The following is a 24929-nucleotide window of genomic DNA, read 5'->3' as shown; positions in this document are numbered from 1 at the left end:
TCCGGCCGAAACGCCTACCCTCTATCGGTCGAGTCCGACCGCTCACGGGCACGCTCGGCACGTGCCCGCTTGAACGTGTACATCGCCCTATCGGCGCGGAGAATGACCATGCTCAGGTTGTCTTCCGCAGTCGCTTGGGCTACGCCAAAGCTCCATTCGTGAACCGCTGACAAATGGATGCGTTCCATGACGCGCTGCGCTGCTTCTTCATCCGTCTCGGGCATCACCACGACGAATTCATCCCCGCCTAATCGCGCAACGATGTCCGATCGTCGAGTCGAAGTATTCAAATGATCGACAATCTGGCACAGCACGCGATCCCCTGCATTATGCCCCTGCTGATCATTGATCCGCTTGAAGCCGTCTAGGTCGACGAGTACAACGCTCACTGGCCTGTGCTGCTTCTGGCACTGCACCAGAATTGCGTCGCCATGGATCCCCAGACCACGGCGGTTCATGGCACCTGTCAACGGATCGATTTCGGTCTGCTTCTTGAAGTTCCTTTTAACGAAGCTTCCAACTGACATGGCAACGACCGTGAAGAACACCAGGCTGACGACGTTCAACAAGCCGCTCTGATGATCGGTCCCTGCCGCAGGCCCGAACCACACGGAATAGGCCATTGTAAAAACCATCACAGGGTAGATTGTCAGCCGCGCGACAGATGCAGGAAATAGCCAAGAGAGGTAGAGCGCGATCAGCGGGAATTCCTGGAGCCTGAAGACAATTTGCTCATGGGTCGTAGTGAAGCCGACGAAGTAAACGAAGGCCGACAACTCGTTTAATGCGCCCACCAGGGCGATCCACCGCGGGAAACGGTCGCCCTTGAGCAGCACAAGTACGACGATCAGCAACGCGCCGATAAAGCGCGTAATCGCAGTGAGTTCGTGCAGCGGGGTTGGGAAAGTATTGAAAAGGTTCAACCCGTAGAAGATCGTCAAGAAACCGGCAACCATCCCGGTGACGGCAACTTCCATGCTGGTAATTTCACGGAATTGCCGTATCGGGAAACGCGCACGCCATGTCGTACTCATGCTTGTCCTGCGTTCCGACCTCTTTCGCACCGGCGATCACCTCTTCGCATACTTTCCCCCCAAGCCTACATAGTTTTGCCGTTCCCAAGACTGTATGATCGGCAACGGGTTCATTATTGGCACCAGGTCCGTCATACGGATTGCACCCGCTCATCAGTCGTAAGGTACGCCGTGAAATTTGTTTTTCAGCCGGTCATCGACCTAAAGCGCACGTCGCTTTTAGGTTTTGAAGCGCTGGCGCGATTCTCCGATGGGCGCAGTCCGGATCTACACTTTGATCAGGCACGGTCCGAAGGACGACTCATAGAGCTAGAGCATCAAGCCATCAAACAGATTGTTGCTTCGACAGACTGCATTCCCGATGGATATCTGGTGACCATGAATGCCTCCGGGGAATCCATCCAATATTTTTCCGACCTCACCTGCAGCTTGGACCGGCGCTTGCGCTGGGGTCTGGAACTCAACGAGGGTTCAGAACCAAGCGGATGCACCGAAGTCCGTCGCATTACCCAAGAGCTCAACGTGCAGCTGCTGGTCGATGATGCCGGGGTCGCCTACGCGACCAGCGAACGGATCATGAATTTACGTCCAGACATCGTCAAACTCGATCGAAGCCTCATCGCTGGCTATCGCGGTTCGCCGGAAGTACAAGAGTTGACCCATTCGCTGTTGCATGCGGCCCGGTCCTGTGGCGCGAAAACCCTAGCCGAAGGCGTTGAAACTCAAGGGGATGTCGAACTAGTCGTTTCCCTAGGATTCGACTACGCACAGGGCTATTTCTATCACCGCGGCTTGCCTCCGGCGGACTTGGCCGAGGGAATGCGCGAACTAAACCGGCGCGTCGGGATCGATGTGTCTGGTTTCTGAACGGCGTTCGCGCCCCCGGGAGGATTTGACCCGGATTCTAGGCAAGATCTTCGTAACCCCTAGGATCAGGTAGATCACCGTGTTAATGGCAACGAACGATGCCAGCACGCTGAACCAGTGCGAATACAAGACGCTCTCCGGCAGCAAAATACCCTTGGGAACCATCAGCATCGCGCTCATACCGCCTCATTGCTCGGTTGGTGTTCTACATGTTTCCAATCAGCGCTCCGTGCAAAGGCGATGTCCGAAACTCCCTTGAGAAAAGCGAGATCCAAGAAGGCGTCGTAGATCAGCTCCGGTAGCACCAGCGCCGCTACTATGCGCGCCTTCCAGCCGCCTTCCCATACGGTCACGACCCGCTCGACGGCAAAAATCAGCCCGATCAGAAGCCAAAACGGAAACCACACCCAGGTATCCATGGACACCATCATCAGGACCATCAGGAAAAAGTAGCTGAAGAGGGCAATGAGGCCGTAGCCGATGCCGATCTGCTGCGCCCAGTACCGCATGGTCTGCGGGGTGACTCCGTAGGCGCCGAGGTTCTCCAGCGCGCCACGCTGCCAGCGAAGCCGCTGCGCCCAGAGCATTTTCCAGTTTGGCATCAGCTCCGTAACCACGGTGCATTGCTCCGGCGAGGTTGTCAGGGCGCCCAATGACTTCAGCGCGATGGTCAACTCGTTGTCTTCGGTCAGCGCCGCGGTGTCATACACTTCACCGGCAGTGCCCGGCAGCGTATTTCCACGGGCCGAAGCCACCGCGCGCAGGGCCGAAGCCCGGAATACCGAGGCCGTGCCGGTCAGAACGAAGACTCGACCATCTCGGCGGGCAATTTCGCGCTGGTAGCGTGTGTACTCATTACGCTGAAATTGGCCGATGAGCCCATGGCCGGGTTCACCGTGGAAAAGCCCGCCCACTGCCATCAGGGCGCGATCGGCGGTGAAACGGTCCCTGGCCACAGCAAGGAAATCGGCTCCGATCTGACTATCGGCATCCATCACCATGACGCAATCGTTGTCCCCCATCGAGGGCAAAACCTGCGCTAAAGCCTGATTCAGCGCCCCGCCCTTTTTATGTAGGTTGTCGACGGATTCAAAGACATCCACGCCATGTCGCCGCGCTACCTCGACGGTGCCGTCGGTGCAGTTATCGGCGACGACGAGCACTCGTGCGGGTGGAAAACTCTGATCCTTCAGCGCGTTGATCGTGTGCGGCAGCGACTGCTCTTCATTATGGGCCGGGATCAGCACCGTGGTCGTTACCTCCCCCGCATAGACCCCACGGGTTCGGGCCATCACAGTTCTGGGCGACAGCGGACGGTTCGTCGATTTTTCCACCGAGGAACGCCGGTAGCGCAAGGTCACCAGGCGCTCGCCCACCACCACGAACAGCACCAGGACGACTGCAATGAGCACCGCCGAGATCAAAATGGACAGGTCCGGCGACTGTGCACTGTAAAAAGTGGTCCAGAGACCGCCAAGGGTGACTTCGATTGGTTTCCACATCTGCGGCGTTGCATTACCCAGAGACAGAACCCACCACAAAAGCAGAGCGGCCATCACTACTATGAGGATCACCGCTATACCCACGAGACGACCGAAATGCTTCTGCATAAATATTCTCCTGAAAAATCAGCCGATGGCTCCCAGCCTACGGCATCCCGCACTTCCTTTCCCATAGGGCAAAAGTTCATCTAGCGAATGATCAGGAGAACCCCGCGGGCATCGTCGGGCTAGGGCAGGTGCAGCCGCGCCGCCGCGTCCTCGCGCAGCTGGTTCTTGCGGATCTTGCCGGTGACGGTGGTCGGGAACTCTTCGAGGATCTGAACATAGGCGGGAATCTTGTAATGCGCCAGATGCCCGGTGGAGTACTCGCGGATCGCCTCGACGCTCAGCGGCGCACGCCCCGCCTTCATGCGGATGCAGGCGCAGATCACCTCGCCGTACTTCTCATCGGGCACCCCGATGACCGAGACGTCTTCGATATCAGGATGGTGATAGAGGAACTCCTCGATCTCCGCCGGGTAGATGTTCTCCCCGCCGCGGATCACCATGTCCTTGATGCGGCCGACGATATTGCAGTAACCGTCCTCGCGCATCACCGCTAGATCCCCGGTGTGCATCCAGCCTTCCTCATCGATCGCGGCGTTGGTTTTCACCTGGTCGTTCCAATAGCCGAGCATGACACTGTAGCCGCGGGTGCAGTATTCGCCGGTTTCCCCACGCTCAAGGGTCTGACCCGTCGCCGGGTCCACGACCTTGATTTCCACGTGCGGGTGCACCCGTCCGATGGTGGAGGTGCGGCGCTCGAAGTCGTCGTCGTCGCGGGTCTGGCAGGAGACCGGGCTGGTTTCGGTCATGCCGTAGGCGATGGACACATCGCTCATGCCCATGTCTTCGACGCAGCGACGCATCACCTCCACGGGGCAGATGGATCCTGCCATGATGCCGGTGCGCAGCGTGTCGAGGTCGTAGTTCGCGAAGTTCGGATGGTTCTGCATAGCGATGAACATCGTCGGCACCCCGTACAGGCCGGTGCACCGTTCCTCGGCGACCACCTTCAGGGTGGTTTCAGGGTCGAACCCGGGGGCGGGGATGACCATGGTGGTGCCGCGGGAAACGCAGCCGAGGTTTCCCATGACCATGCCGAAGCAGTGGTAGAAGGGCACCGGGATGCACAGCCGGTCTTCTTCGGTCAGGTTGATCATGCCGGTGACCTGATAGCCGTTGTTCAGGATGTTGCGGTGACTGAGCACCGCCCCCTTGGGGTAGCCGGTGGTGCCGGAGGTGTACTGGATGTTGATCGCATCCCCCGAATCCGTGGCGGCGAGCCTTTCGGCGAGCGCCGCATCGCTGATCCCCGCTCCCTGGGCCAGCAGCTGGGCCCAGTCGTCGGTATCGAGGAACACCACGCGCTGCAGGGTTACTGTGTCTTCGCGGGTGGCTTCCACCATGGCGCGGTAGTTGCTGGTCTTGAACCCGGTCACGGTGATGAGCATGCGCATCTGGCTGTGGTTCACCGCGTAGGCGTATTCGTGGGTGCGGTAGGCGGGGTTCACGTTGACCAGGATGACGCCGATCTTTGCCGTGGCGAATTGGGTCAGCGTCCATTCGGCGCAGTTCGGGGCCCAGATGCCCACCCGGTCCCCGGCCTGCACACCCGCCGCGATCAGTCCCTTGGCCAGGGCGTCGACGTCGGCGTTGAACTGGTTCCAGCTCCAGCGGCGGCCGCTCGCGGCCTCCACCAGGGCTTCGCGCTCCCCGAAGCGCGCTACCGTGCGTTCGAGGTTTGCCCCGATGGTTTCTTCGAGCAGCGCCGGTGCGCTTTCACCCTTGGCATAGGCCTTCATTGCTCAGCTCCTTGCATTTAGTGCCCTGCGTCACAAGTCACACAATAGCCGAAGCTGAAATTTCATCCTGCAGCTGGTGACTGTGTCGGTAGCTGTCCGTATGCTTTTCTTTACGGCACCCACATTGGATACGGCAGATGAGCGAACAGAATCCTGAAGTACCGAGCAACGGCCAGCGCGTGTTTATGCACGTGCTGGTCAACACCGCCGTGGCGAATGTGACCACCAGCTTCCTCTGGTTCGCCCTGACCTTCTGGGTGTACCTGGAGACCGAGAACGTGATGGCCACTGGCATCATCGGCGGCGCCTTCATGCTGCTGATCGCGATCTTCTCGATGGTGTTCGGCAGCTATGTGGACCTGCACCGCAAGAAGACCGTCTTCGTGCTCTCGGCGGTGATCACCGCGGTGATGTTCACGCTCGCCGGCGCGGCCTACCTGCTGCTGCCCACGCAGCGGATCCTGAATATCGGCGGCTGGGAATTCTGGCTGTTCTGCCTGGTGATCCTCGCCGGAGCGATCGTGGAGCAGATGCGCGGCATCGCCCTGTCGACCACCGTCACGCTGCTGATTCCCGTCGAACGCCATGCGAATGCCAACGGCCTGGTCGGCACCGTACAGGGGCTGTCGTTCATCGTCACCAGCGTTTTCAGCGGGCTGTCAGTCGGACTGCTGGGCATGGGGTGGACGCTGGCCATCGCCATCGGCCTGGTGCTGGTCACCATGGTGCACCTGCTGAGCATTTCAATTCCCGAGCAGCTGCCCGAACCCGAGGAAGAAGGCACAAAGGGTTCGAACCTGCGCCTTGGCTTCGCCACCGTGGTGGCCATTCCCGGCCTGTTGGCGCTGATCGTCTTCTCCATGTTCAACAACTTCATCGGCGGCGTCTATATGGCCCTGATGGACCCCTATGGTTTGACGATCATGTCGGTCGAAGCCTGGGGCTTGGTCCTGGGACTGACGGCTACCGGTTTCATCATCGGCGGCTCGATGGTGGCGAAGTTCGGCCTGGGCAAGAACCCCATCAGGACGCTGCTGATCCTCGTCGCCTGCATGGGGTTCCTGGGCGGAATCTTCACCCTGCGCGAATGGGTGTGGCTGTATATCGTGGGCATCTGGCTGTACATGTGCCTGATTCCCGCCTGCGAGGCCGCCGAACAGACCGTCATCCAGAAGGTGGTGCCCTTCCGCCGTCAGGGCAGGGTCTTCGGTTTCGCTCAGATGCTGGAGGCCTCGGCCTCCCCCATCACCGCATTCCTGATCGCCCCACTGGCGCAGTACCTGATCATCCCGTTCATGAAGACCGACCAGGGCACCGAATCCTTCGGCTGGCTGCTGGGCACCGGCGACGCCCGCGGCATCGCGCTGATCTTCCTGGTCTCCGGCCTGATCATGGTGGTTGTGAGCCTGCTGGCGATGACCACCGGGCAGTACCGTAAACTATCTGCCATCTTCGCCCACCCCGAAGATGCAGCACTCGAACCATCCTAAGGACCAGTCGTGGCACAAAAAACCATGCCCACCGATGCCAACGTCGCCGAATTCATCGCGGCGGCCACCCCCGCCCAGCGGCGGATCGACGGCCAGGAGCTGGCTCGGATCTTCCGCGAGGTCACCGGCGTCGAACCGGTAATGTGGGGTCCGTCGATGGTCGGCTACGGAGAATACGTGTACGTCTCCCCCGCCAATAAGCGCACCACAGGCATCTGGCCCAAGACCGCGTTCTCCCCGCGCAAGGCCTCGCTGTCGCTCTACGGGCTCAAGGACCTGCCCGAGGGCGCTGCACTGCTGCCAAAGCTGGGCAGCTACACCGAGGGGGCCGGCTGCGTGTACGTTAAAAAGCTTGAGGACATCGATGTCGATGTCCTCAAGCAGTTGATTGCCATTGCGTTTTCCCGCGGGGACGACGCCTAGTTCACCGGGGTGACGGGGGCTTCGCCGCGCAGCACCGCCAGCGTGTTCTCGCAGGCCAGCACGGCCATCGCCGTCCTGGTTTCAATGGTTGACGAGCCCAGGTGCGGAACCAGCGCCACGTTCTCCAGCTCCAGCAGTTCCGGGTGGACCGACGGCTCCTTCTCAAAGACGTCCAGCCCTGCTCCGGCGATGACGCCCTCGCGCAGCGCCTGAGCCAGCGCGCCCTCGTCCACGATCGGGCCGCGGGCGGTGTTGATCAGGTAGGCATCCTGCTTCATCGCCGCCAGCTGCTCCGGCCCGATCAGATGATGGGTGTTCGGGCCATAGGGGCAGTGCAGCGAGACGACGTCGGAGATCTCCAGCAGCTCGTCGAGCTCGACCCGCCGCGCACCGAGTTCGGCGGCAATCTCAGGGTCGATTGCGCTGCGCGACTGGTAGACGACCTCCATGCCGAAGGCCTTGGCCCGGCGGGCGGTGGCCTGGCCGATGCCTCCCATGCCCACCACGCCCAAGGTCTTGCCCTGCAGGCTTGAGCCGAGCAGGAAGAACATGCCCCATTTCCACGGGGTTCCGGAGCGGATCAGGCGTTCTCCCTCCCCCAGGCGGCGGGTGGCCATGAGGATCAGGCCGAAGGCGATGTCCGCGGTGGCCTCGGTCAGCACCCCGGGGGTGTTGGTGGCGCGCACGTTTCGGGCGGTGCAGTCGGCTACGACGATGTTGTCATAGCCCACCGCCACGTTGGAGACTACCTGCAGCTGCGGGCCTGCGGCTTCCAGCAGTTCCGCATCCACGCGCTCGGTCAGCAGGGAGACCAGTGCGTCGGCCCCCGCTACCCGTTTCAGTAGTTCTTCGCGGGAGATGGACTGCTCCCCATCCCACGCGTCCACCTCGTGTTCGGCGCGCAGCTTGGCCAGCGCGGCATCTGGGATCTTTCCGGTGACAACTACCTTCGCCATTACGCCTCGATCCATTCGCGCAGCCGGCCCAGTCCCTCGCGGATGTCTTCGGTCTCAATGCCCGAGTAGGCCAAACGGATGTACTGGCGTTCCTCGCCTGGCAGGCGACGGCCGAAGTGTTCGCGGGTGCAGAAGGAGACGCCGGTGTTTTCCAGTGCGGCGGTGGCGAATTCTCCGACCTCGGTGAATCCCTTGCGCTCCATGGCCTCGGTGACGTCCGGGAACAGGTAGAAGGTCGACTGCGGGACGGCGACGCTGAAGCCGGGGATCGAGTTCACGATCTCGCAGGCCACATCGCGGCGTTCCTTGAGGGTGTCGAGCATTTCCTGGACCGGCTCCTGCGGCCCGGTCAGCGCGGCGACGCCAGCCCACTGCACATAGTGGGTGGTGCACGACTCGTCGTTGGTGTTCAGCTTGCTCATGACCTGGGCGATCTCAAGTGGCGCCACGGCGCAGCCCAGGCGCGAACCGGTCATCGCGAACTTCTTGCTGAAGGTGTAGAGGATGACGGTGCGTTCGGCCATTCCCGGCAGCGCGGCGATGGAGCTTGAGGCTCCCTCGTAGCGGGTTTCGAAGTAGGCCTCGTCGGAGAGCACCCAGAGGTCGTGTTCGATGGCCAGCTGGGCCACCGCCTCGCGTTCGGCGGCACTGGATTCAGCTGAGATCGGGTTCTGCAGGTCGTTGTAGATGATCGCGGTGGTGTTCTCGGTGATCGAGGCGCGCACCTGCTCTAGGTCGATGGCGAAGCCCGACTCGGTAGGCACGTAGTTGTACGGCACCGCGGTGCCGCCCAGGTACTCGATCTGGGACTCGTAGATCGGGAATCCAGGGTTCGGGTACAGCACTTCCTGCCCCGGATCCATGACCGCCTGCAGGAACTTGGTGATCACCGGCTTGCCGCCGGTCATGACCACCACGTTGTCTGCGGAGAATTCCATGCCGCGGCGGGAGCCGATGTCATGGGCCAGGGCCTCGCGCAGCTGCGGGATGCCTGGGCCCGGGCAGTAGCCGGTGTAGCCGTCGTTGATGGCCTGGTTCATGGCGCTGACGATATGCGGCGCGGTGGGGATGTTGATATCGCCTAGGTGGAATGGGTAGACGCGGTTGCCCTTGGCCTTCCAGGCGGCGGCGGCCTGCGCCACGCTGAATGCTGTTTCGGTGCCTAGCCGCTCGAGGCGTTGTGCCAATTGTTGCATGGTGGTGTTCCTTCGTTGGTTGGGGGTTAGCGCAGGACTACTGTGCGATTTGAGTAGAGGAAGACGCGGCCTTCGCAGTGCCAGCGCACCGCGTTGGACAGGGCCTTGCATTCGGTGTCGCGGCCGGCGGCGACCAGGTCCAGCGGACCGTAGGTGTGGTCCACCTCGACCACCTGCTGGGCGATGATCGGCCCTTCGTCAAGCTCCGAGTTGACGTAGTGGGCGGTGGCCCCCACGGTCTTCACTCCGCGTTCCCAAGCCTGGTGGTAGGGTTTCGCGCCCTTGAAAGAGGGCAGGAATGAGTGGTGGATGTTGATGGTCTTGCCGGTCAGCTCCCGGGACAGCTGGTCGGAGAGCACCTGCATGTAGCGGGCCAGCACCACCAATTCCGCATCGTGCTTTTCAATCAGCGAGAGCAGTTCCGCCTCCGCCTGCGGCTTGGTGCCCCTGGTAATCGGCACGTGGTAGTACGGGATGCCGTACCAGTCGACCAGCGAGCGGCTGTCCTCGTGGTTGGAGACCACGGCGACGATCTCGATGGGCAGTTCACCCTTGCGGGAGCGGAAGAGCAGGTCGTTCAGGCAGTGGTCGAACTTGGAGACCATGATCAGCACCCGGGTGCGCTTGTCCAGCGGGTGCAGCTGCCAGTCCATCTGGTACTTCTGCGCGACCGGTGCGAACTGCGTGCGCAGCCGCTGCAGCAGGTCCGCGCCGTCCTCGCCGGCGAAGTCCACCCGCATGAAGAACCTGGAGGCGGACATGTCGTCGAATTGTTTGAGTTCCACGATGGTGCGGCGGTGTTCCAGCAGGAATGCCGACACTGCGTTCACAATGCCGATCCCCTCTGGACACTGCAGCGTCAGTACGTGGCGTGCCTGCTGTGTCATGGCAAAGTTCCTTTCGGCCTGCTGCATCAGCATTGGGCTAGGGTCAGGGCCAGCCCTCCGCGCGATGTCTCCTTGTACTTGCTCTGCATGTCGGCGCCGGTGGCGCGCATGGTTTCGATGGCCTGGTCCAGGCTGACGGTATGTTCGCCGTCGCCGTGCAGGGCCAGGCGGGCAGCGTTGATGGCCTTCACCGAGGCGATGGCGTTGCGTTCGATGCAGGGAATCTGCACCAGACCGCCCACCGGATCGCAGGTCAGCCCGAGGTTGTGTTCCAGCGCCACCTCTGCGGCGTTCTCCACCTGTTCCGGGGTGCCGCCGAGCACCGCGCACAGTCCGGCGGCGGCCATGGCGCAGGCGGAGCCTACCTCGCCCTGGCAGCCCACCTCGGCGCCCGAAATCGATGCGTTGGTCTTGATCAGGATGCCGATGGCCGCCGCGGTCATCAGGAATTCGATGACCTTTTCATCGTCGGCCCCGGGGACGAAACGGGTGTAATAGTGCAGCACCGCGGGGATGATCCCCGCCGCCCCGTTGGTCGGTGCGGTGACGATCCGTCCGCCGGAGGCGTTCTCCTCGTTGACCGCCAGGGCGAACAGGTTCACCCATTCCATGGCTGCCAGCGGGTCGGTATCTGCGCCGCGCTGGGCATCGCGCGCCTCAAGCTTGGCGCGCAGTCCCGGCGCCCGGCGGGTGACCATCAACCCGCCGGGCAGCGTCGGCTCGGTGCGTGTGCACCCGTTCTCAACGCACTGCTGCATAACCTCCCAGATATGCAGCAGCGCGTTGTCCACCTCATTTTTGCTGCGCCAGCTCAGCTCGTTGCGCCACATGATCTCGGCGATGGATTCGCCGTTCATCCGGCACAGTTCGAGCAGCTGGGCCGCTGAGGAGAACTCGTGGACCGCGGCCTCTTCGGTGGCCAGCGGTGCGTTCAGCGCCTCATGGTCGACGACGAATCCGCCGCCGATGGAGTACGCGGTATTTTCTGCCAGCAGCCTGCCCTGGGCGTCGTAGGCGCTGAAGGTCATGGCGTTCGGGTGCCCGGGCAGCGAGGTGCGCCGGTGCAGCACCACATCCGCCGCCGGGTCGAAGTCGATTGCGTGGACCCCGCCCAGCTTCAGGCTCCGTCGCTCGTTGATCGAGGCCAGGATCTGCGGCACCGCGGCGGTGTCGATCGTGGCCGGGTCGTGGCCCGACAGCCCCAGGATCACCGCCGCGTCGGAGTGGTGTCCGATGCCCGTGGCCCCGAGGGACCCGAACAGCTGCGCGTGGATGCGGGCTGTCCGTACCAGGGTCTGCTGCTCCAGCCCCGCCGCGAAGGACTTGGCCGCCCGCATCGGGCCCACCGTGTGCGATGAGGAGGGCCCGATGCCGATGGAGAACATATCCAGTACGGACAGCGCCATTAGCTCACCGGTGCCGAGGAGAACTCGGTCATCGCATCCACCAGCCAGAGCACGGTGTGCTCGGTGAAGGAGATGCGCGGCAGGATGCGCCATGACTGCTCGCCGGTGCGCCACAGCAGCACCGGGATGTTCGCCAGCGAGGTGACGATGGCCTGGTTCACACCGAAGGCGCGCGGGTGCAGGTCCGCCGGGCAGCTCTTGCGCAGCACCAGGGTTGCTCCCGGTCCCGACAGTTCGAACACCGCACGGTTGGCCGACAGGTCGAGCACCTGGCCCGGCTGGTCGCCCAGCGCCGCGTCGAGCTGTGCCTGCAGGTCGTTTTCCGCGTCGGTGGCCACCAGGAATTCATCCGGGGCCAGCCACAGCACCGCGGTGCCGTCCACGCCGCCCGCGACCTGGCCTACGGTCGAGGGCAGTCCCACGCCGGTGGCCTGGGACAGTGCGGCATGGGCTGCGCTGCCGGGGATGGCGCGCACGCCCAGCTGGGTGCCGAAGGCTACCTCGCGCAGGGCTACCGCGCGGTCGCCGGTGGCCTCGGCCTGTGCCATCAGGCCCGCCAGGTGCTCTGCCGGGGAGCGGCGCAGGGTTGACTCAATTACTGTGTTTTCAGCCATCGCGACGGCTCCCTTCCGGGTCAAAGAGGACGGTTTCGCCGATGGTGACGTCGACCAGCTGGCCGTTCACCGGGGTTTGCAGGGTTTCACCGATGCGGTTGCGCCCGTTCTTGATCAGCGCCAGGCCGAAGGTGCGTCCCAGGGCCGCCGAGTTGTAGGAGCTGGTGACCCAGCCTTCCATCGGGGTGACGCCCTCGGTGGTGACGGCGCCGTCGGCGATCAACGCTGCGCCCTCGGCAAGGAGCAGACTCTTGTCCACCGGCAGCACCGAGACCAGGTGCTTGCGGTCTTCGCGCTGGTTGTCCTCGCGGGAGTAGGAGCGCTTGCCGACGAAGTCCTTGACCTTGGAGACCACCCATTCCATGCCCGCATCCTGCGGGGTTACGGTGCCGTCGGTGTCCTGGCCGACGATGATGAAGCCTTTTTCCGCACGCAGCACGTGCATGGTTTCGGTGCCGTACGGGGTGATGTTGAATTCACGGCCCGCCTCGTACACGTCCTCCCAGACGCGCAGTCCGTGCCATGAAGGGATCGCGATTTCGTAGGCCAGTTCGCCGGAGAAGGAGATGCGGCTGATCCGCGCCTCGATGCCCGAATCCAGCGTGACATCGCGGAATGACATGAAGGGGAAGGACTCGTTGGACACGTCCAGCCCGGAGACCAGCTTGGCGATGACCTCGCGGGAGCGCGGGCCCACCACGCCGACGGTGGCCAGCTGCTCGGTGACCGAGGTGCAGACCACGTCCAGCTCGGGCCATTCGGTCTGCAGCCACTCCTCCAGCCAGTCGAGCACGTTGGCAGCGCCGCCAGTGGTGGTGTGCATCAGGAAACGGTCCTCGGCCAGGCGCAGGGTCACGCCGTCGTCGAACACCATGCCGTCGGCCTTGCACATCACGCCGTAGCGGGCCATGCCGACCTTCAACTTGGTGTAGCCGTTGGTGTAGATGCGGTTGAGGAACTCCGCCGCATCCTTGCCGCGGATCTCGATCTTGCCCAGGGTGGTGGCGTCCATCATGCCCACCGAATCGCGCACCGCGGCGCACTCGCGGTAGACGGCGGTGTGGATGTCTTCGCCGTCCTGCGGGTAGTACCAGGCGCGCTTCCACTGTCCGACGTCCTCGAACTTGGCGCCCTGCGCCACATGCCAGGAGTGCATCGGGGTCAGGCGCGCCGGGTCCAGCAGCTGCCCGCGGGTACGGCCGGCCAGCGCGGCGAAGGCCACCGGGGTGTACGGGGCGCGGAAGGTGGTGGTGCCGATGTCTGCGGGGTTTTCGATGCCCAGCACCGCGGCGATCACGCCGATCGCTGCCACGCCGGAGGTCTTGCCCTGGTCGTTGGCGGTGGAGATCGAGGTGTAGCGCTTGATATGCTCCACCGACTGCATGCCGGCGCCGGTGGCGCGCAGCACGTCGGATACGGTCTGGTCGCGCTGCAGGTCCACGAAGTGGTGCTTGTAGTGCACCGCCTCGTCGCCGGAGAGGGAGGGCACCAGCCATACCGGGCGGGTCTGGCCGGCGGGAACCTCAACTGCCTGCGGCACGCTGGCGATGTGGTTGTAGCCTGCGGCGCTGGCGGCCGCGGCACCGGTAGCGGCACCGGTGGACAGCGCGCTGGCGGTGTCCAGCAGGCCCGTCATGGAACCTGCCAGGTGCTGGTTTGCCACCGCGTCGGCGGGGACGAAGGCGTGGATGCCGGTGTCCCAGTTCAGCTTGCCCTGGCGCTGGGAGTGCAGGTGCACCACCGGGTTGAAGCCGCCGGAGACCGCCAGCACATCGGCGGCCAGGGTGCGGCCGGCGCCCAGGTTGTTCTCTTCATCCAGCTCTGCGATGCTCACGCCGGACAGTTCCCCGTGCTCATCGGCTTGGGTGTCCGCGACGACCGAACCGGAGATGACCTGTACGCCCGCGGCCACTGCCTCGGCGGCGGCCGCGGAGACGGTGCGGCGGGCGTCGATCACTGCCGCCACGCCGCCGGTGGCTGCAAGCTCGGCAACCAGCGGGTAGACGGAGTCGTTGGTGGTGGCCACGACGATCTGCGAACCGGCGCGTACGCCGTAGCGGTTCAGGTAGCTGCGTACCGAGCCGGCGAGCATGATGCCCGGGCGGTCGTTGTTCTCGAAGACCAGTGGACGCTCATGGGCGCCGGTGGCGAGCACCACCTGGTTGGCGCGGATGTGCCAGACACGTTCACGGGACACGCCCTGACCGGCCGGGCCATCCAGGTGCACGGTGCGGCGCTGGACGGCGATCACGTAATTCGCGTCGTAGGAGCCGATGACGGTGGTGCGCTGCAGGTGGGTGGTCTCTTCCGCGGCCTCAAGTTCAGCGGTGACCTCGTCGATCCAGGTCGTGGAGTCCTTGCCGTCGATCTGCTCGCCGGCGGTGTCGCGCAGGCTGCCGCCTGCCACGGCGCGCTCGTCGAGCAGCAGGACGCGGGCCCCGGAGCGCGATGCCTCGCGGGCCGCCGCCAGGCCTGCCGGGCCGGCGCCGACCACCAGCACATCGGTGTGCTCGTGGACATGGTCGTAGTAGGCGGGATCGGTGTTCGGATCCAGCACGCCCAGGCCGGAAAGCAGGGTGGCGTTCAGGCCGTCGGTGACGGTGACGGTGGTGGCAGGCAGCATCGACTCGTCGATGTCCTGGCTGTGGCGCGCGCCGACGGTGATCAGCGCGTTGGGCTCTTCCACCCCGGCGGCGAAGATGCCGCGCGGGCGGCCCAGGTACAGCGACTTGCCACAGGAGCGCAGCCCGTTGGCGAGCATGGCGCTGGCCACGGTGTCCCCGCGGTAGGCCTGCAGTTCCTGCCCGTTCACACTCAGGGTCAGCAGATCCTGGCGGTCGAGCACCGCACTGGAGGTCACTGCGGCTGGAAGACGGTATGGCTTGCTCATCGAGCGCCCCCTTCGGACAGCTCTGGGCGCTGGGCGCCGGCTGGGTAGACTGCTTTGAATTCGTAGGTGACCGTGTCGCGCAGGGCGTTGAACCACTTGCGGCAGCCGCCGGAGTGGACCCAGCGTTCGGCGAAAATGCCCTTCTTATTGCCGCGGTAGAACAGATAGCGCGACCATTCCTTATCGCTCAGTGCGTTCGGGTCTTCGGGGTAGGCGACGTGGGCTTCGCCGCCGTACTTGAATTCGTTTTCATTGCGTGGCCCGCAGTTGGGGCATTCAATCAACATCATGGTGGGGTCCTAGTGGGCCACGGCTGCTGCGCCGTGTTCGTCAATGAGGTGGCCGGTTTCAAAGCGGTCCAGGCTGAACGGTGCGTTGAGCTGGTGGGCTTCGTCGTGGGCGATGGTGTGGGCGAAGGTGAAGCCCGCGCCCGGGGTGCCCTTGAAGCCGCCGGTGCCCCAGCCGCAGTTCACGTACAGGTTCTGGATCGGCGTCTTGGAGATGATCGGCGAGGCGTCCATGGTGGTGTCCACGATGCCGCCCCAGGTGCGCAGCACGTGCGCCCTGGCGAAGATCGGGAACAGCTCCACCGCCGCCGCCATCTGCTCTTCGATGACGTGGAAGGCGCCGCGCTGGCCGTAGCCGTTGTAGCTGTCGATGCCCGCGCCCATGACCAGTTCGCCCTTGTGCGCCTGGGAGACGTAGACGTGGATGTGGTTGGACATGACCACCGTCGGGTGCACCGGCTCGAACAGCTCGGAGACCAGGGCCTGCAGCGGGTGGGACTGGATCGGCAGCTCAAAGCCTGCCATCTCGGCGAGCACCGAGGAGTGGCCCGCGCCGGCCAGGGCGACCTTGCCGGCGTTGATGGTGCCGCGCGTAGTCTTCACGCCGGTGACCTTTTCGCCGTCCTTGATGAAGCCGGTGACTTCGCAGTTCTGGATGATGTCGATGCCATACTCGTTGGCCTTGCGGGCGAAGGCCCAGGCCACGTGGTCGTGCTTGGCGATGCCTGCACGCGGCTGGTAGGTCGCGCCCATGACCGGGTAGCGGATGTCGTCACCCACGTTGATGATCGGGCAGGCTTCCTTGACCTGTTCGGGGGTCAGCCACTCGGCGTCCACGCCGTTGAACTTGTTCGCCTCGACGCGGCGGATGGACTCGCGCACGTCTCCGAGGGTGTGGGCCAGGTTCAGCACGCCGCGCTGGGAGAAGAGGAAGTCGTATTCCAGTTCTTCGGGCAGCTGTTCCCACAGCTTCAGCGACTTCTCGTAGATGCCCGCCGATTCATCCCACAGGTAGTTCGAGCGGATGATGGTGGTGTTGCGGGCCATGTTGCCGCCGGCCAGCCAGCCCTTTTCCAGCACCGCAACATTGGTGATGCCGTGGTTCTTGGCCAGGTAGTATGCGGTGGCCAGGCCGTGGCCGCCGCCGCCGACGATGACAACGTCGTAGGACTTCTTCGGGTCAGGATTGGCCCACAGGAAATCTGGGTGCTCGGGTAGCAGATCAGCCATGATTATTCAGATACTTTCTTCAGGTCCGGGTACAGTGGGTGGGCCGCAGCCAAAGACAACACACGATCCTTGAGTTCGGCCAGGGCTTCGGTGTTGCCCTCGGCGCCGGCGATCAGGGTCTGTGCAATGATCTCGGCGACCTCTGCAAACGCCTCCTCCGAGAAGCCGCGGGTAGCCAACGCCGGGGTACCGATGCGCAGGCCGGAGGTGACCATTGGCGGGCGTGGATCAAACGGCACCGCGTTGCGGTTCACGGTGATCTCCACCTGTGCCAGAAGGTCTTCGGCCTGCTGGCCGTCCAACTCACTGTTGCGCAGATCCACCAACACCAGGTGCACATCCGTACCACCGGTCAACACGCTGATCCCCTTCGCCGCCACATCCGCCTGAGTCAAACGCTCAGCCAAAATCCGGGCACCAGCCAAGGTCCGCGCCTGACGCTCCTTGAACTCCTGCGAACCGGCAATCTTGAACGCCACCGCCTTACCAGCGATCACATGCTCCAACGGACCACCCTGCTGACCAGGGAACACCGCAGAATTAATCTTCTTCGCAATCTCCGGATCATTCGAGAGAATAATGCCGCCACGAGGACCAGCCAGGGTCTTATGCGTGGTCGACGTGACCACATGCGCATGCGGCACCGGCGAAGGATGCAACCCCGCAGCGACCAGACCAGCAAAGTGCGCCATATCCACAAACAGGTACGCCCCGACCTTATCGGCGATCTCACGGAAGCGGACGAAGTCCAACTGACGCGGGTACGCCGACCAGCCGGCCACGATCATCTTCGGCTGGTGCTCAATGGCAAGGCGCTCCACCTCGTCCATGTCCACCAGGTTCGTCTGCTCATTCACACCATAAGGAACAATGTTGAACAAACGGCCCGAGAAGTTGATCTTCATGCCATGGGTCAAATGCCCGCCATGGGCCAGGTTCAACCCCAGCACGGTATCGCCCGGACGCACCAACGCGTGATACACCGAAGCGTTGGCCTGGGCACCGGAATGCGGCTGCACATTGGCGAACTGCGCACCAAACAGCTCCTTGATGCGGTCGATCGCCAACGTCTCAATCACGTCGACCTCTTCGCAACCGCCGTAATAGCGCTTGCCCGGGTAGCCCTCGGCATACTTATTGGTCAATACCGAGCCCTGCGCCTGCATCACTGCCTGCGCGGTGTGGTTCTCCGAGGCGATCATTTCCAGACCACGCTGCTGGCGAGCCAGTTCAGCATCGATCCGCACAGCCACCTCTGGGTCGAGGGTGCTCAAGTCTTGGGTGAGGGAGGTTGGCACCAGTGTTTGTAGTTCTGCCATCGGTCAGTCCTTCGCAACGTGTTATAGACAACTGATATATCAAGGATTTACCACTAGCGTATGACCGTTGTCACACTGAGTCAATAGGTCGAGATAACATTTCCTCCAAAAGGCATGCCAAGGCAGAATTAGTTATGAAAGGAGTACTACCTAAATGACGACCACAGCCGAAATTGCGGACAGCGAATCAATGGCGGAGCGTTCCTACCGGATTCTGCGCGACCGCCTGATCATGCTGGACATTGCTCCCGGAGACCCCATCAACGAGGCAACACTCGCCGCGGACCTGGGGACCGGACGTACTCCAATGCGCGAAGCCCTCAAGCGCCTCGAGATCGACCACCTGGTGGTTTCCTACCCGCGCCGCGGCACCTTCGCCACCGGCGTCGACATCACCGAACTGGCATCGATCTCCGATGTGCGCTTCTCCCTCGAAAGCCTCGCAGCCCGCCGAGCCGCGGAAGAACACGGCGGCGCCTACCGCGCAGAACTTGAGGCCACCCGCGAAGCAATCGTCGGGCTGGAGACACTCCACGACCATCGACAGCTCATCGAATTCGACCTCAAGGTCCACCGGCTGATTTACCGCGCCGCCAACAACCACCACCTCGAAGAGGCGCTGGTCCGGCTGGACAACCTCGCAACTCGCATCTGGTGCATGGTCCTGAACCGCCTGCCCGACATCCACCAGCACATCGACGAGCACGTGACACTGATCGACCTCATCCTGGCAGGAGACAGCGATGCTGCTGCGGCCCTAGCGGGAGAGCACATCCTCCACTTCGAAAAGACCGTCCGCTCGGTGCTCTAAGCACTCCGTAACAGTTTTGAATCTGCTTCCCGGAAGCCGTAGCGTGTAACGCGCGTCACTGATATATCAGTGACGCGCGTTATTCGTCTCAATGAAGAGAACACACCCAAGGAGTGGATTCCCCCATGGCGGACAAAGCAACCGAACAGTCCCCCGTTCAACTCGGATCACGACTCAGCGCTTCGCGGGTCCTGACTTTCGCCGGCGCCATCATCGCCTTCCTCATCGGCTCAGGCTTTGCCACCGGCCAGGAAATTCTGCAGTATTTCACCGCCTACGGTTATTGGGGCGTTTTCGGTACAGGACTCCTGGTACTGGCGTTGATGACCTATGTGGTCATCGAATTCTTCATCGTCGGGCAGGCCAAGAAGTTCGAGAAGCCTTCGCGGATCTTCCACTATTACTGCGGAAAATACCTGGGTGTCTTCTTTGACTACTTTTCCATCCTCTTCGTCTTCCTCAGCTTCACCGTCATGGTCGCCGGCGCCGGGGCGGTCTTTGAAGAGCACTATGGGCTTTCAAAGTACCTCGGCGGCATCGGTCTGGCGGTACTCGTCGGCGCCAGCGTGTGGTTTGGACTCAGTTCCCTGGTCGACGTCATCGGCAAGATCGGGCCTGTCATCGTCATTGTCGCCATTGCCCTGGGCGCCATGGGCATTATCCGGAATCCCGGGGGCATCGCCGAGGGGAACGCTTTGATTCCCACGCTGGACCTCACCCAGGCATCAAGCAACTGGTTCATGGCGGGCCTGTCCTATGTTGGATTCTGCATGCTCTGGCTCGCCGCCTTCCTCACCGCGCTGGGCAAAACCGCACGGAGCAAAAAGGAAGCAGGAGCAGGCGGAGCCCTGGGAGCTGTCGCGTTTTCCGTCGCCTGCATCATCGTCGCCCTTGGACTGCTCGCGAACATCGTGCAGGTGGCGGGCACGGAAATCCCGATGCTGGTTCTCGCCCGCGATATCAGTCCGGTGCTGGCTTCCGGAATTTCGGTCATGATCCTCGCCGGCATCTACACGACTGCGGTTCCGCTGCTCTGGACCGTGTCGGCAAGATTCTTCCCCGATAAGACGCCGCGCTTCAAATACACCACCATCGCGCTGGCGGTGCTGGGAACCGCCATTGGGCTGGCGGTTCCGTTCAGCCAGATGGTCAACATCGTCTACGTCATCAACGGCTACGTCGGCGTCCTGCTGCTGGTGCTCATGCTGGTCAAGACCTTTACCCGCATAGCTACACGGCAGAAACTCTAACTGCTTCTCAGTTCCGCAGAACGCCGGTGCGATCCGAACTGCGACATGTCGAATTCTCCCGGCGGCCCCCACACCACCAGTACCCGCAGCTCACCCTCGCCGGTATTGACCAAGTCATGGTCGATGCCGGCGGGGGCCAGCGCGCTGTCACCGGGGCCGAGCACGTACTTCCGGTCAGCGATCCGCATGCGGGCCTGGCCCTCAAGCACCTGGTAGAACTCGGTCAACGGCAGCTCGTGGTCGTGCCGGTGGTAGCCTTCGAAGCCGCCGGGAGGGATCACCCAGGTCTGGATGGCCACCGGCAGCTGCGTCGCGCCGCCGAAATGATGACTGACCCGCATCGCGGAACCTTCGTGCATGCGGTAGTCGAAGGCGTTCTCACCCTTGGCTTCAAACAATATATCCCTCTCGTACATATTGACTCGTAGTACGCCAGAGCCCTCGACCCGGGAGTCGAGGGCTCTGCTAGTGGAGCCGGTTTATCGGTCCACCGACGTGGTATTTCCTTCGTCAAGCTCAGCGTCCAAGATCTCCAGCTCCCCGCTGTCAGCTTCAATCTGAATCTGCGGCTCGCTGGCTTTCTGAACGATCGGGATTCCGGCAGTCATCAGGCTGAATTCGCTACCGTCGTGGCGGTCCACACCGTCCGAAACCGATTTCTCCAGCACCTCGCGTACCACCCGGTCCTGCAGGATCAACGGGTCGCGGCTCAGGTCCTTCCAGATCGCCACGCAAAGCAGCAGCATCACCAGGACGAAGGGCAAGGCGGAGACGATGGTGATGTTCTTCAGACCGTTGAGCGCCTCGGCCGGTTTATTTCCCCCAGCCATCAGCATCACGGCGGCCACGATTCCCATCGAAACGCCCCAGAAGATGATGGATTTCTTGGTTGGCTCCTCGGCACCGCGTTCACTCAATCCACCCATCACGATGGACGCCGAGTCGGCACCGGTGACGAAGAAGATGCCGATGAGCAGCACCATGACAACCATCAGAATCACGGAGATCACCGAAGGCAACGGCAGCCTGTCAAACAGCTCGAAGAGCACCGTATCGAAGTTGATGTCGGGTGCGCCGTCCACAATATTGGCCAGCTTCTGGCCGGTGTCCCCTGCCAGCGTTGCCCGTTCCTGAATTCCAATGGCACCGCCGCCGAAGATGGCGAACCAGATCAAGGTGACTGCAGAAGGAACCAAAAGCACGCCGGTGACGAACTGGCGGATGGTGCGGCCCCGGGAGATCCGCGCCATGAACATACCCACGAATGGCGACCAGGAGATCCACCAAGCCCAGTAGAACACCGTCCACGAGGACAGCCAATCGGCGACTGCTTGGTCGCCCACGCCGGTACGCCCTGCCATCATCGGTAGGTCGGCGATGAAGGAGCCGACTGCGTTCGGGATAATGTTCAGAATAAAGAGCGTTGGACCGCCGATGAAGACGATCAGTGCGATGATCACCGCGAGCACCATGTTGATATTCGAAAGCCACTGAATGCCGCGCTCGATACCGGAGACTGCCGATGCTACGAACAGCGCGGTGAGGATCGCAATGATCACAACAAGGAAGCCTGTGCCGACATTCTGTGCCAAACCGGCCGACTGTATGCCGCCGCCGATTTGCAGTGCGCCTAAACCAAGCGAACAGGCAGAACCGAACAGCGTCGCCAAGATCGCCAGGATGTTGATGATGCGCCCGCCCCAACCGGTCGTTGCGCGATCGCCGAAAATGGACACGAACATGGATGAAAACAACTGCGGGCGGCCCAGGCGATAGCTGCCGTAGGCCATGCCCAGGCCAACCATGGCGTACATGGCCCATGGGAACAAGGTCCAGTGGAACAGCGTGGTTCCCATGGCAGTGCTCAGGGCCTTGGTCGTCTCGCCGTCAACCGTTCCCGGCGGAGGGGACATGTAGAAAAACAACGGCTCGCCGACGCCGTAGAACACCAGTCCGATGCCCATGCCGGCCGCGAACATCATTGAAATCCAAGACACCGTCGAGAACTGCGGCTTTTCGCCGTCGCGTCCCAGTGGGATTCTGCCGAAATTCTTGATCGCCACCACCAGCACGAAGGTGGCGAAAATTGCCCCGGCAATGACGAATACCCAACCGGTATTGGTCATCACCCAGGATAGGGCGGAACTTGCTGCCGAGCCCAGCCCGGAGGGCGTGGAGACGCCCCAAATAATAAATGCTACGACAACAGCTGCAGCGATTCCGAACACCCAGAAGTCTGTTCCGGATTGGTTGTATTTTCTGTTTAGACGTTTTCGGGCGGTACGTAATTCACCGACCAAACCTTGAAGCGACTCGTCGCGTTTGCTCATTTGCGTTCTTCTTTATCCGTTGGGGAACGGTGATCACCAGTTCCGGTAAAGACTTCATGCGCGCCGGAATTTTGCGAGTTCAGGGAATGCACATAGTCAGTTGATGTTCATGCCGCGCCTTGACCCAAGGTGCAAGGCAGGAACCTACTAGACGGCATGTTGTTTTCAGCTACGGAAAGGGCCGGCAACGTCTGGGCGTTGCCGGCCCTTTCCGTGTATCGATCGTTAGGCCCGAATCAGGCCGTGTGGGTCGAGGACGAACTTCTGTGCCGCTCCAGCATCAAATGCCGCGTAGCCCTCGGGTGCCTTATCCAGGGAAATGGATGCAGCGTTGACGTTCTTAGCGATGGATACCTTGTCATTCAAGATCGCCTGCATCAGTCCGCGGTTGTACTTCATAACCGGGCACTGGCCGGTGACGAAGGTGTGGGACTTTGCGAATCCAAGGCCGAAGCGCATGGACAGCGAGCCCACGCGGGCTGCCTCGTCCTCGGCTCCTGGATCGCCGGTGACGTAGAGGCCCGGGATGCCCAGCGAACCGCCGGCGCGGGTGATCTCCATCAGCGAGTTCAGCACGGTTGCGGGCTGTTCCCTGCCAGCGTCGTGGCCGTGGCCGCGGGCCTCGAAGCCCACCGCGTCGATGCCGCAGTCGACCTCTGGAACGCCGAGGATCTGCTCGATCTGGCCTGCCGGGTCGCCCAGCGATACGTTGACGGTTTCGCAGCCGAAGCTGCGGGCCTGGGCCAGGCGGTCTTCATTCAGGTCGCCGACGATGACCACTGCTGCACCCAGCAGCTGTGCCGAAGTCGCGGCAGCCAAGCCGACCGGACCAGCACCTGCGACGTACACTGTGGAGCCCACGGTGACGCCGGCGCCGACTGCGCCATGGAAGCCGGTTGGGAAGATGTCTGCCAGCATTGCCAGGTCGAGGATCTTCTCCATGGCCTGATCGCGGTCCGGGAACTTCAGCGCGTTCCAGTCCGCGTAGGGAACCAACACGTACTCGGCCTGGCCTCCGACCCATCCGCCCATGTCAACGTAGCCATAGGCGGAGCCTGGGCGGTCAGGGTTGACGTTTAGGCAGATACCGGTCTGGCCCTCTTTACAGTTGCGGCAGCGGCCGCAGGAGATGTTGAAAGGCACCGAAATGATGTCTCCAACCTTCAAGAACTCAACGTCTCGCCCGACTTCAACCACCTCGCCGGTGATTTCATGGCCGAGGATCAAGCCCTCTGGTGCGGTGGTGCGGCCGCGCACCATGTGCTGGTCCGAACCACAGATGTTGGTGGCGATGGTTTTGATGATCACGCCGTGATTCACCTGGCGGCCGATGTTGTCCGGATGAACGCCCGGTCCGTCACGCAGAATGAACTCCGGGAACGGAGTGTCAATGACCTCGACCTTGCCTGCACCGGCGTAGCTGACTGCCTTGTTACCCATGTGGGAACCACCTACTTCTAAAATATTAGTTGGATACCTTTAGTCGACTACACATCAGTGTGTCTGCCGTCACAGGAGCTGTCAAGGTTTTAATCGACACTTTTCGAATGGCAGTCAAAGTGGGCCCGAACGATTATCCGCCTTCCGCCAAACGCACTTTCAGAATCCTGGACGCTTCCGATTGCAGGAATTCCAGCGACTCTCGAATCAACGGAGCTCCCATAGATCCACGGCGCACCGCGGCAACGATCCGGCGCGTTGGATGATTCGCCCCGGCAAGGCGCACCCGGGACACGCCTTCCAGCCCGTTGAGGACAGCAAGCCGCGGCAGCAATCCCACGCCCAGCCCCGCACCCACGAAGGCCGACATGGTTTCCCACTCCTTGGCCTGATGGGCGATGCGCGGCATTTGGCCGATCGCCGCAAACGCGGCGGTAAACAGCGCGCGATAGACCGACCCCTCAGAGTCGGTGATCCATGGCTCGCCGGCAAGTTCTTCCAGGTGCAGATGCGACCGGCCCGCCAACGGGTGGTCATTGGGAACGATGACATCCAGCGGATCGTTCAGCAGCGTCACCTGCTCGAATTTTGGATCCTCGTCAGATTGCAGCCCCGCATGCGCGGCGACGATGACCGCGAGGTCGATCCTTTCGGCAACCAGTAGATTCAGACACTGTTCGGGATGGGCCTCGACCAACTCAACTTCCACCGAGGGGCGGTTCACCCGAAGGTTCTGAGCCAGCGGAGCCAGCAGGTGCGCTGCCGCGGTAGAGAAGCCACCTAGGCCCAGGTGGGCTGGAACCTGGTCGTCGGCATTCAGGGCGGAGGAGCGCAGCAGCTCCCATTCGGAAACCAATTTGTCCGCCCCGCGGACAAGCTGCCGGCCGGCTGCGGTGAGCCTTACACCGCGTCCCTCCTTGGACAGCAACTGCATTCCAAGGCTTCGCTGCAGTTCACGAAGCTGCGCAGAAACAGCCGATGGAGAGTATCCGGTGAGCTCCGCGGTAGCGGCGACGGTGCCGCAATTGGCAAAAATCCTCAAGGTTTTGAGGCGCTGATCGATCATGCAGATATTTTGCACGACTTCCTCCAAATTCTTACGCTTTTCTTGTCATATATCAGGACATATTGTGATTCGTATAACATCATTTCG

Annotated in this window: 22 protein-coding genes; 5 read left to right on the top strand and 17 right to left on the bottom strand. The window is 62.4% G+C overall.

From position 1 onward, the window contains the following. Positions 1-14 precede the first annotated feature (14 nt). Positions 15-1034, bottom strand: a complete 1020-nt coding sequence (locus tag RUH64_RS00375) for a GGDEF domain-containing protein (RefSeq protein ID WP_313810461.1) — start codon at positions 1032-1034, stop codon at positions 15-17. A gap of 171 nt (positions 1035-1205) precedes the next feature. Between RUH64_RS00375 and RUH64_RS00370 the strand changes: the two genes are divergently transcribed. Further along, positions 1206-1901 (top strand): EAL domain-containing protein, encoded by a 696-nt coding sequence (locus tag RUH64_RS00370; RefSeq protein ID WP_313810460.1) that lies wholly within the window; start codon positions 1206-1208, stop codon positions 1899-1901. On the opposite strand, the gene RUH64_RS00365 is transcribed toward RUH64_RS00370, so the two are convergent. From RUH64_RS00365 to RUH64_RS00355, 3 genes are all read right to left on the bottom strand, one after another. Then, positions 1863-2081, bottom strand: coding sequence for a hypothetical protein (locus RUH64_RS00365; protein WP_313810458.1), 219 nt, complete (start codon positions 2079-2081; stop codon positions 1863-1865). The two genes, RUH64_RS00370 and RUH64_RS00365, sit on opposite strands and share 39 nt — an antisense overlap. Next, on the bottom strand, positions 2078-3511 hold the full coding sequence (locus RUH64_RS00360) for a glycosyltransferase family 2 protein (protein ID WP_313810456.1): 1434 nt from the start codon (positions 3509-3511) through the stop codon (positions 2078-2080). Before RUH64_RS00360 ends, RUH64_RS00365 begins: the two co-directional genes overlap by 4 nt. 119 nt (positions 3512-3630) lie before the next feature. Then, on the bottom strand, positions 3631-5247 hold the full coding sequence (locus tag RUH64_RS00355) for an AMP-binding protein (RefSeq protein WP_313810455.1): 1617 nt from the start codon (positions 5245-5247) through the stop codon (positions 3631-3633). 137 nt (positions 5248-5384) lie between these two features. Between RUH64_RS00355 and RUH64_RS00350 the strand changes: the two genes are divergently transcribed. Both RUH64_RS00350 and RUH64_RS00345 read left to right on the top strand, forming a co-directional pair. Then, positions 5385-6737 carry an MFS transporter gene (locus RUH64_RS00350; RefSeq protein ID WP_313810454.1) on the top strand — a complete coding sequence of 451 codons (1353 nt, stop codon included), beginning with the start codon at positions 5385-5387 and terminating at the stop codon, positions 6735-6737. 9 nt (positions 6738-6746) lie between these two features. Continuing rightward, positions 6747-7160 carry a DUF1801 domain-containing protein gene (locus tag RUH64_RS00345; RefSeq protein WP_313810453.1) on the top strand — a complete coding sequence of 138 codons (414 nt, stop codon included), beginning with the start codon at positions 6747-6749 and terminating at the stop codon, positions 7158-7160. On the opposite strand, the gene RUH64_RS00340 is transcribed toward RUH64_RS00345, so the two are convergent. The 9 genes from RUH64_RS00340 to glyA are packed head-to-tail and all read right to left on the bottom strand — an operon-like array spanning position 7157 to position 17945. Continuing rightward, positions 7157-8116, bottom strand: coding sequence for a D-glycerate dehydrogenase (locus RUH64_RS00340; protein WP_313810452.1), 960 nt, complete (start codon positions 8114-8116; stop codon positions 7157-7159). The two genes, RUH64_RS00345 and RUH64_RS00340, sit on opposite strands and share 4 nt — an antisense overlap. Continuing rightward, the gene (locus tag RUH64_RS00335; RefSeq protein WP_313810450.1) at positions 8116-9312 is read right to left on the bottom strand and encodes an aminotransferase class I/II-fold pyridoxal phosphate-dependent enzyme; all 1197 of its coding nucleotides are present in this window, start codon (positions 9310-9312) and stop codon (positions 8116-8118) included. The genes RUH64_RS00340 and RUH64_RS00335 overlap by 1 nt, the downstream gene beginning before the upstream one ends. 26 nt (positions 9313-9338) lie before the next feature. Further along, on the bottom strand, positions 9339-10199 hold the full coding sequence (gene purU / locus RUH64_RS00330) for a formyltetrahydrofolate deformylase (protein ID WP_313810448.1): 861 nt from the start codon (positions 10197-10199) through the stop codon (positions 9339-9341). Between the two features lie 26 nt (positions 10200-10225). Further along, positions 10226-11605 (bottom strand): L-serine ammonia-lyase, encoded by a 1380-nt coding sequence (locus RUH64_RS00325; protein WP_313810446.1) that lies wholly within the window; start codon positions 11603-11605, stop codon positions 10226-10228. Then, positions 11605-12219, bottom strand: coding sequence for a sarcosine oxidase subunit gamma family protein (locus tag RUH64_RS00320; protein ID WP_313810444.1), 615 nt, complete (start codon positions 12217-12219; stop codon positions 11605-11607). Before RUH64_RS00320 ends, RUH64_RS00325 begins: the two co-directional genes overlap by 1 nt. Beyond that, positions 12212-15109, bottom strand: coding sequence for a sarcosine oxidase subunit alpha family protein (locus RUH64_RS00315; protein WP_313810443.1), 2898 nt, complete (start codon positions 15107-15109; stop codon positions 12212-12214). The genes RUH64_RS00320 and RUH64_RS00315 overlap by 8 nt, the downstream gene beginning before the upstream one ends. Continuing rightward, positions 15106-15399: a sarcosine oxidase subunit delta gene (locus RUH64_RS00310; protein WP_313810442.1), complete on the bottom strand. Its 294-nt coding sequence runs from the start codon at positions 15397-15399 to the stop codon at positions 15106-15108. Before RUH64_RS00310 ends, RUH64_RS00315 begins: the two co-directional genes overlap by 4 nt. A 9-nt stretch (positions 15400-15408) precedes the next feature. Further along, positions 15409-16626: a sarcosine oxidase subunit beta family protein gene (locus RUH64_RS00305; RefSeq protein ID WP_313810441.1), complete on the bottom strand. Its 1218-nt coding sequence runs from the start codon at positions 16624-16626 to the stop codon at positions 15409-15411. A gap of 2 nt (positions 16627-16628) precedes the next feature. Beyond that, positions 16629-17945: a serine hydroxymethyltransferase gene (gene glyA / locus RUH64_RS00300; protein ID WP_313810440.1), complete on the bottom strand. Its 1317-nt coding sequence runs from the start codon at positions 17943-17945 to the stop codon at positions 16629-16631. Between the two features lie 154 nt (positions 17946-18099). Between glyA and RUH64_RS00295 the strand changes: the two genes are divergently transcribed. Then, positions 18100-18756 (top strand): GntR family transcriptional regulator, encoded by a 657-nt coding sequence (locus RUH64_RS00295; protein ID WP_313810438.1) that lies wholly within the window; start codon positions 18100-18102, stop codon positions 18754-18756. Between the two features lie 125 nt (positions 18757-18881). Then, positions 18882-20006: a hypothetical protein gene (locus RUH64_RS00290; protein WP_313810437.1), complete on the top strand. Its 1125-nt coding sequence runs from the start codon at positions 18882-18884 to the stop codon at positions 20004-20006. Here RUH64_RS00290 and RUH64_RS00285 read toward each other — a convergent pair. The 4 genes from RUH64_RS00285 to RUH64_RS00270 form a co-directional block, all read right to left on the bottom strand. Continuing rightward, on the bottom strand, positions 20003-20422 hold the full coding sequence (locus RUH64_RS00285) for a cupin domain-containing protein (RefSeq protein WP_313810436.1): 420 nt from the start codon (positions 20420-20422) through the stop codon (positions 20003-20005). The two genes, RUH64_RS00290 and RUH64_RS00285, sit on opposite strands and share 4 nt — an antisense overlap. A 63-nt stretch (positions 20423-20485) precedes the next feature. After that, entirely contained in the window at positions 20486-22336 is a 1851-nt protein-coding gene (locus RUH64_RS00280) for a BCCT family transporter (protein WP_313810434.1), read from the bottom strand. Between the two features lie 225 nt (positions 22337-22561). After that, positions 22562-23776, bottom strand: a complete 1215-nt coding sequence (gene fdhA / locus RUH64_RS00275; protein ID WP_313810432.1) for a formaldehyde dehydrogenase, glutathione-independent — start codon at positions 23774-23776, stop codon at positions 22562-22564. A gap of 133 nt (positions 23777-23909) precedes the next feature. After that, positions 23910-24842: a LysR family transcriptional regulator gene (locus RUH64_RS00270; RefSeq protein WP_313810430.1), complete on the bottom strand. Its 933-nt coding sequence runs from the start codon at positions 24840-24842 to the stop codon at positions 23910-23912. Positions 24843-24929 lie beyond the last annotated feature (87 nt).

The organism is Glutamicibacter sp., assembly GCF_032154645.1.
GTDB lineage: Bacteria > Actinomycetota > Actinomycetes > Actinomycetales > Micrococcaceae > Glutamicibacter.
Note: the sequence above shows the minus strand (reverse complement) of the source record. Positions and strands in the feature narration are given on the sequence as shown.

Coding starts and splice junctions, on each gene's coding strand:
- RUH64_RS00360 (WP_313810456.1), bottom strand. CDS start 3,511: ATGCAGAAGCATTTCGGTCGTCTCGTGGGTATAGCGGTGATCCTCATA.
- RUH64_RS00270 (WP_313810430.1), bottom strand. CDS start 24,842: ATGATCGATCAGCGCCTCAAAACCTTGAGGATTTTTGCCAATTGCGGC.
- RUH64_RS00375 (WP_313810461.1), bottom strand. CDS start 1,034: ATGAGTACGACATGGCGTGCGCGTTTCCCGATACGGCAATTCCGTGAA.
- RUH64_RS00295 (WP_313810438.1), top strand. CDS start 18,100: ATGACGACCACAGCCGAAATTGCGGACAGCGAATCAATGGCGGAGCGT.
- RUH64_RS00335 (WP_313810450.1), bottom strand. CDS start 9,312: ATGCAACAATTGGCACAACGCCTCGAGCGGCTAGGCACCGAAACAGCA.
- RUH64_RS00310 (WP_313810442.1), bottom strand. CDS start 15,399: ATGATGTTGATTGAATGCCCCAACTGCGGGCCACGCAATGAAAACGAA.
- RUH64_RS00305 (WP_313810441.1), bottom strand. CDS start 16,626: ATGGCTGATCTGCTACCCGAGCACCCAGATTTCCTGTGGGCCAATCCT.
- RUH64_RS00320 (WP_313810444.1), bottom strand. CDS start 12,219: ATGGCTGAAAACACAGTAATTGAGTCAACCCTGCGCCGCTCCCCGGCA.
- RUH64_RS00350 (WP_313810454.1), top strand. CDS start 5,385: ATGAGCGAACAGAATCCTGAAGTACCGAGCAACGGCCAGCGCGTGTTT.
- RUH64_RS00315 (WP_313810443.1), bottom strand. CDS start 15,109: ATGAGCAAGCCATACCGTCTTCCAGCCGCAGTGACCTCCAGTGCGGTG.
- RUH64_RS00365 (WP_313810458.1), bottom strand. CDS start 2,081: ATGAGCGCGATGCTGATGGTTCCCAAGGGTATTTTGCTGCCGGAGAGC.
- RUH64_RS00340 (WP_313810452.1), bottom strand. CDS start 8,116: ATGGCGAAGGTAGTTGTCACCGGAAAGATCCCAGATGCCGCGCTGGCC.
- RUH64_RS00280 (WP_313810434.1), bottom strand. CDS start 22,336: ATGAGCAAACGCGACGAGTCGCTTCAAGGTTTGGTCGGTGAATTACGT.
- purU (WP_313810448.1), bottom strand. CDS start 10,199: ATGACACAGCAGGCACGCCACGTACTGACGCTGCAGTGTCCAGAGGGG.
- RUH64_RS00290 (WP_313810437.1), top strand. CDS start 18,882: ATGGCGGACAAAGCAACCGAACAGTCCCCCGTTCAACTCGGATCACGA.
- RUH64_RS00355 (WP_313810455.1), bottom strand. CDS start 5,247: ATGAAGGCCTATGCCAAGGGTGAAAGCGCACCGGCGCTGCTCGAAGAA.
- glyA (WP_313810440.1), bottom strand. CDS start 17,945: ATGGCAGAACTACAAACACTGGTGCCAACCTCCCTCACCCAAGACTTG.
- fdhA (WP_313810432.1), bottom strand. CDS start 23,776: ATGGGTAACAAGGCAGTCAGCTACGCCGGTGCAGGCAAGGTCGAGGTC.
- RUH64_RS00285 (WP_313810436.1), bottom strand. CDS start 20,422: ATGTACGAGAGGGATATATTGTTTGAAGCCAAGGGTGAGAACGCCTTC.
- RUH64_RS00325 (WP_313810446.1), bottom strand. CDS start 11,605: ATGGCGCTGTCCGTACTGGATATGTTCTCCATCGGCATCGGGCCCTCC.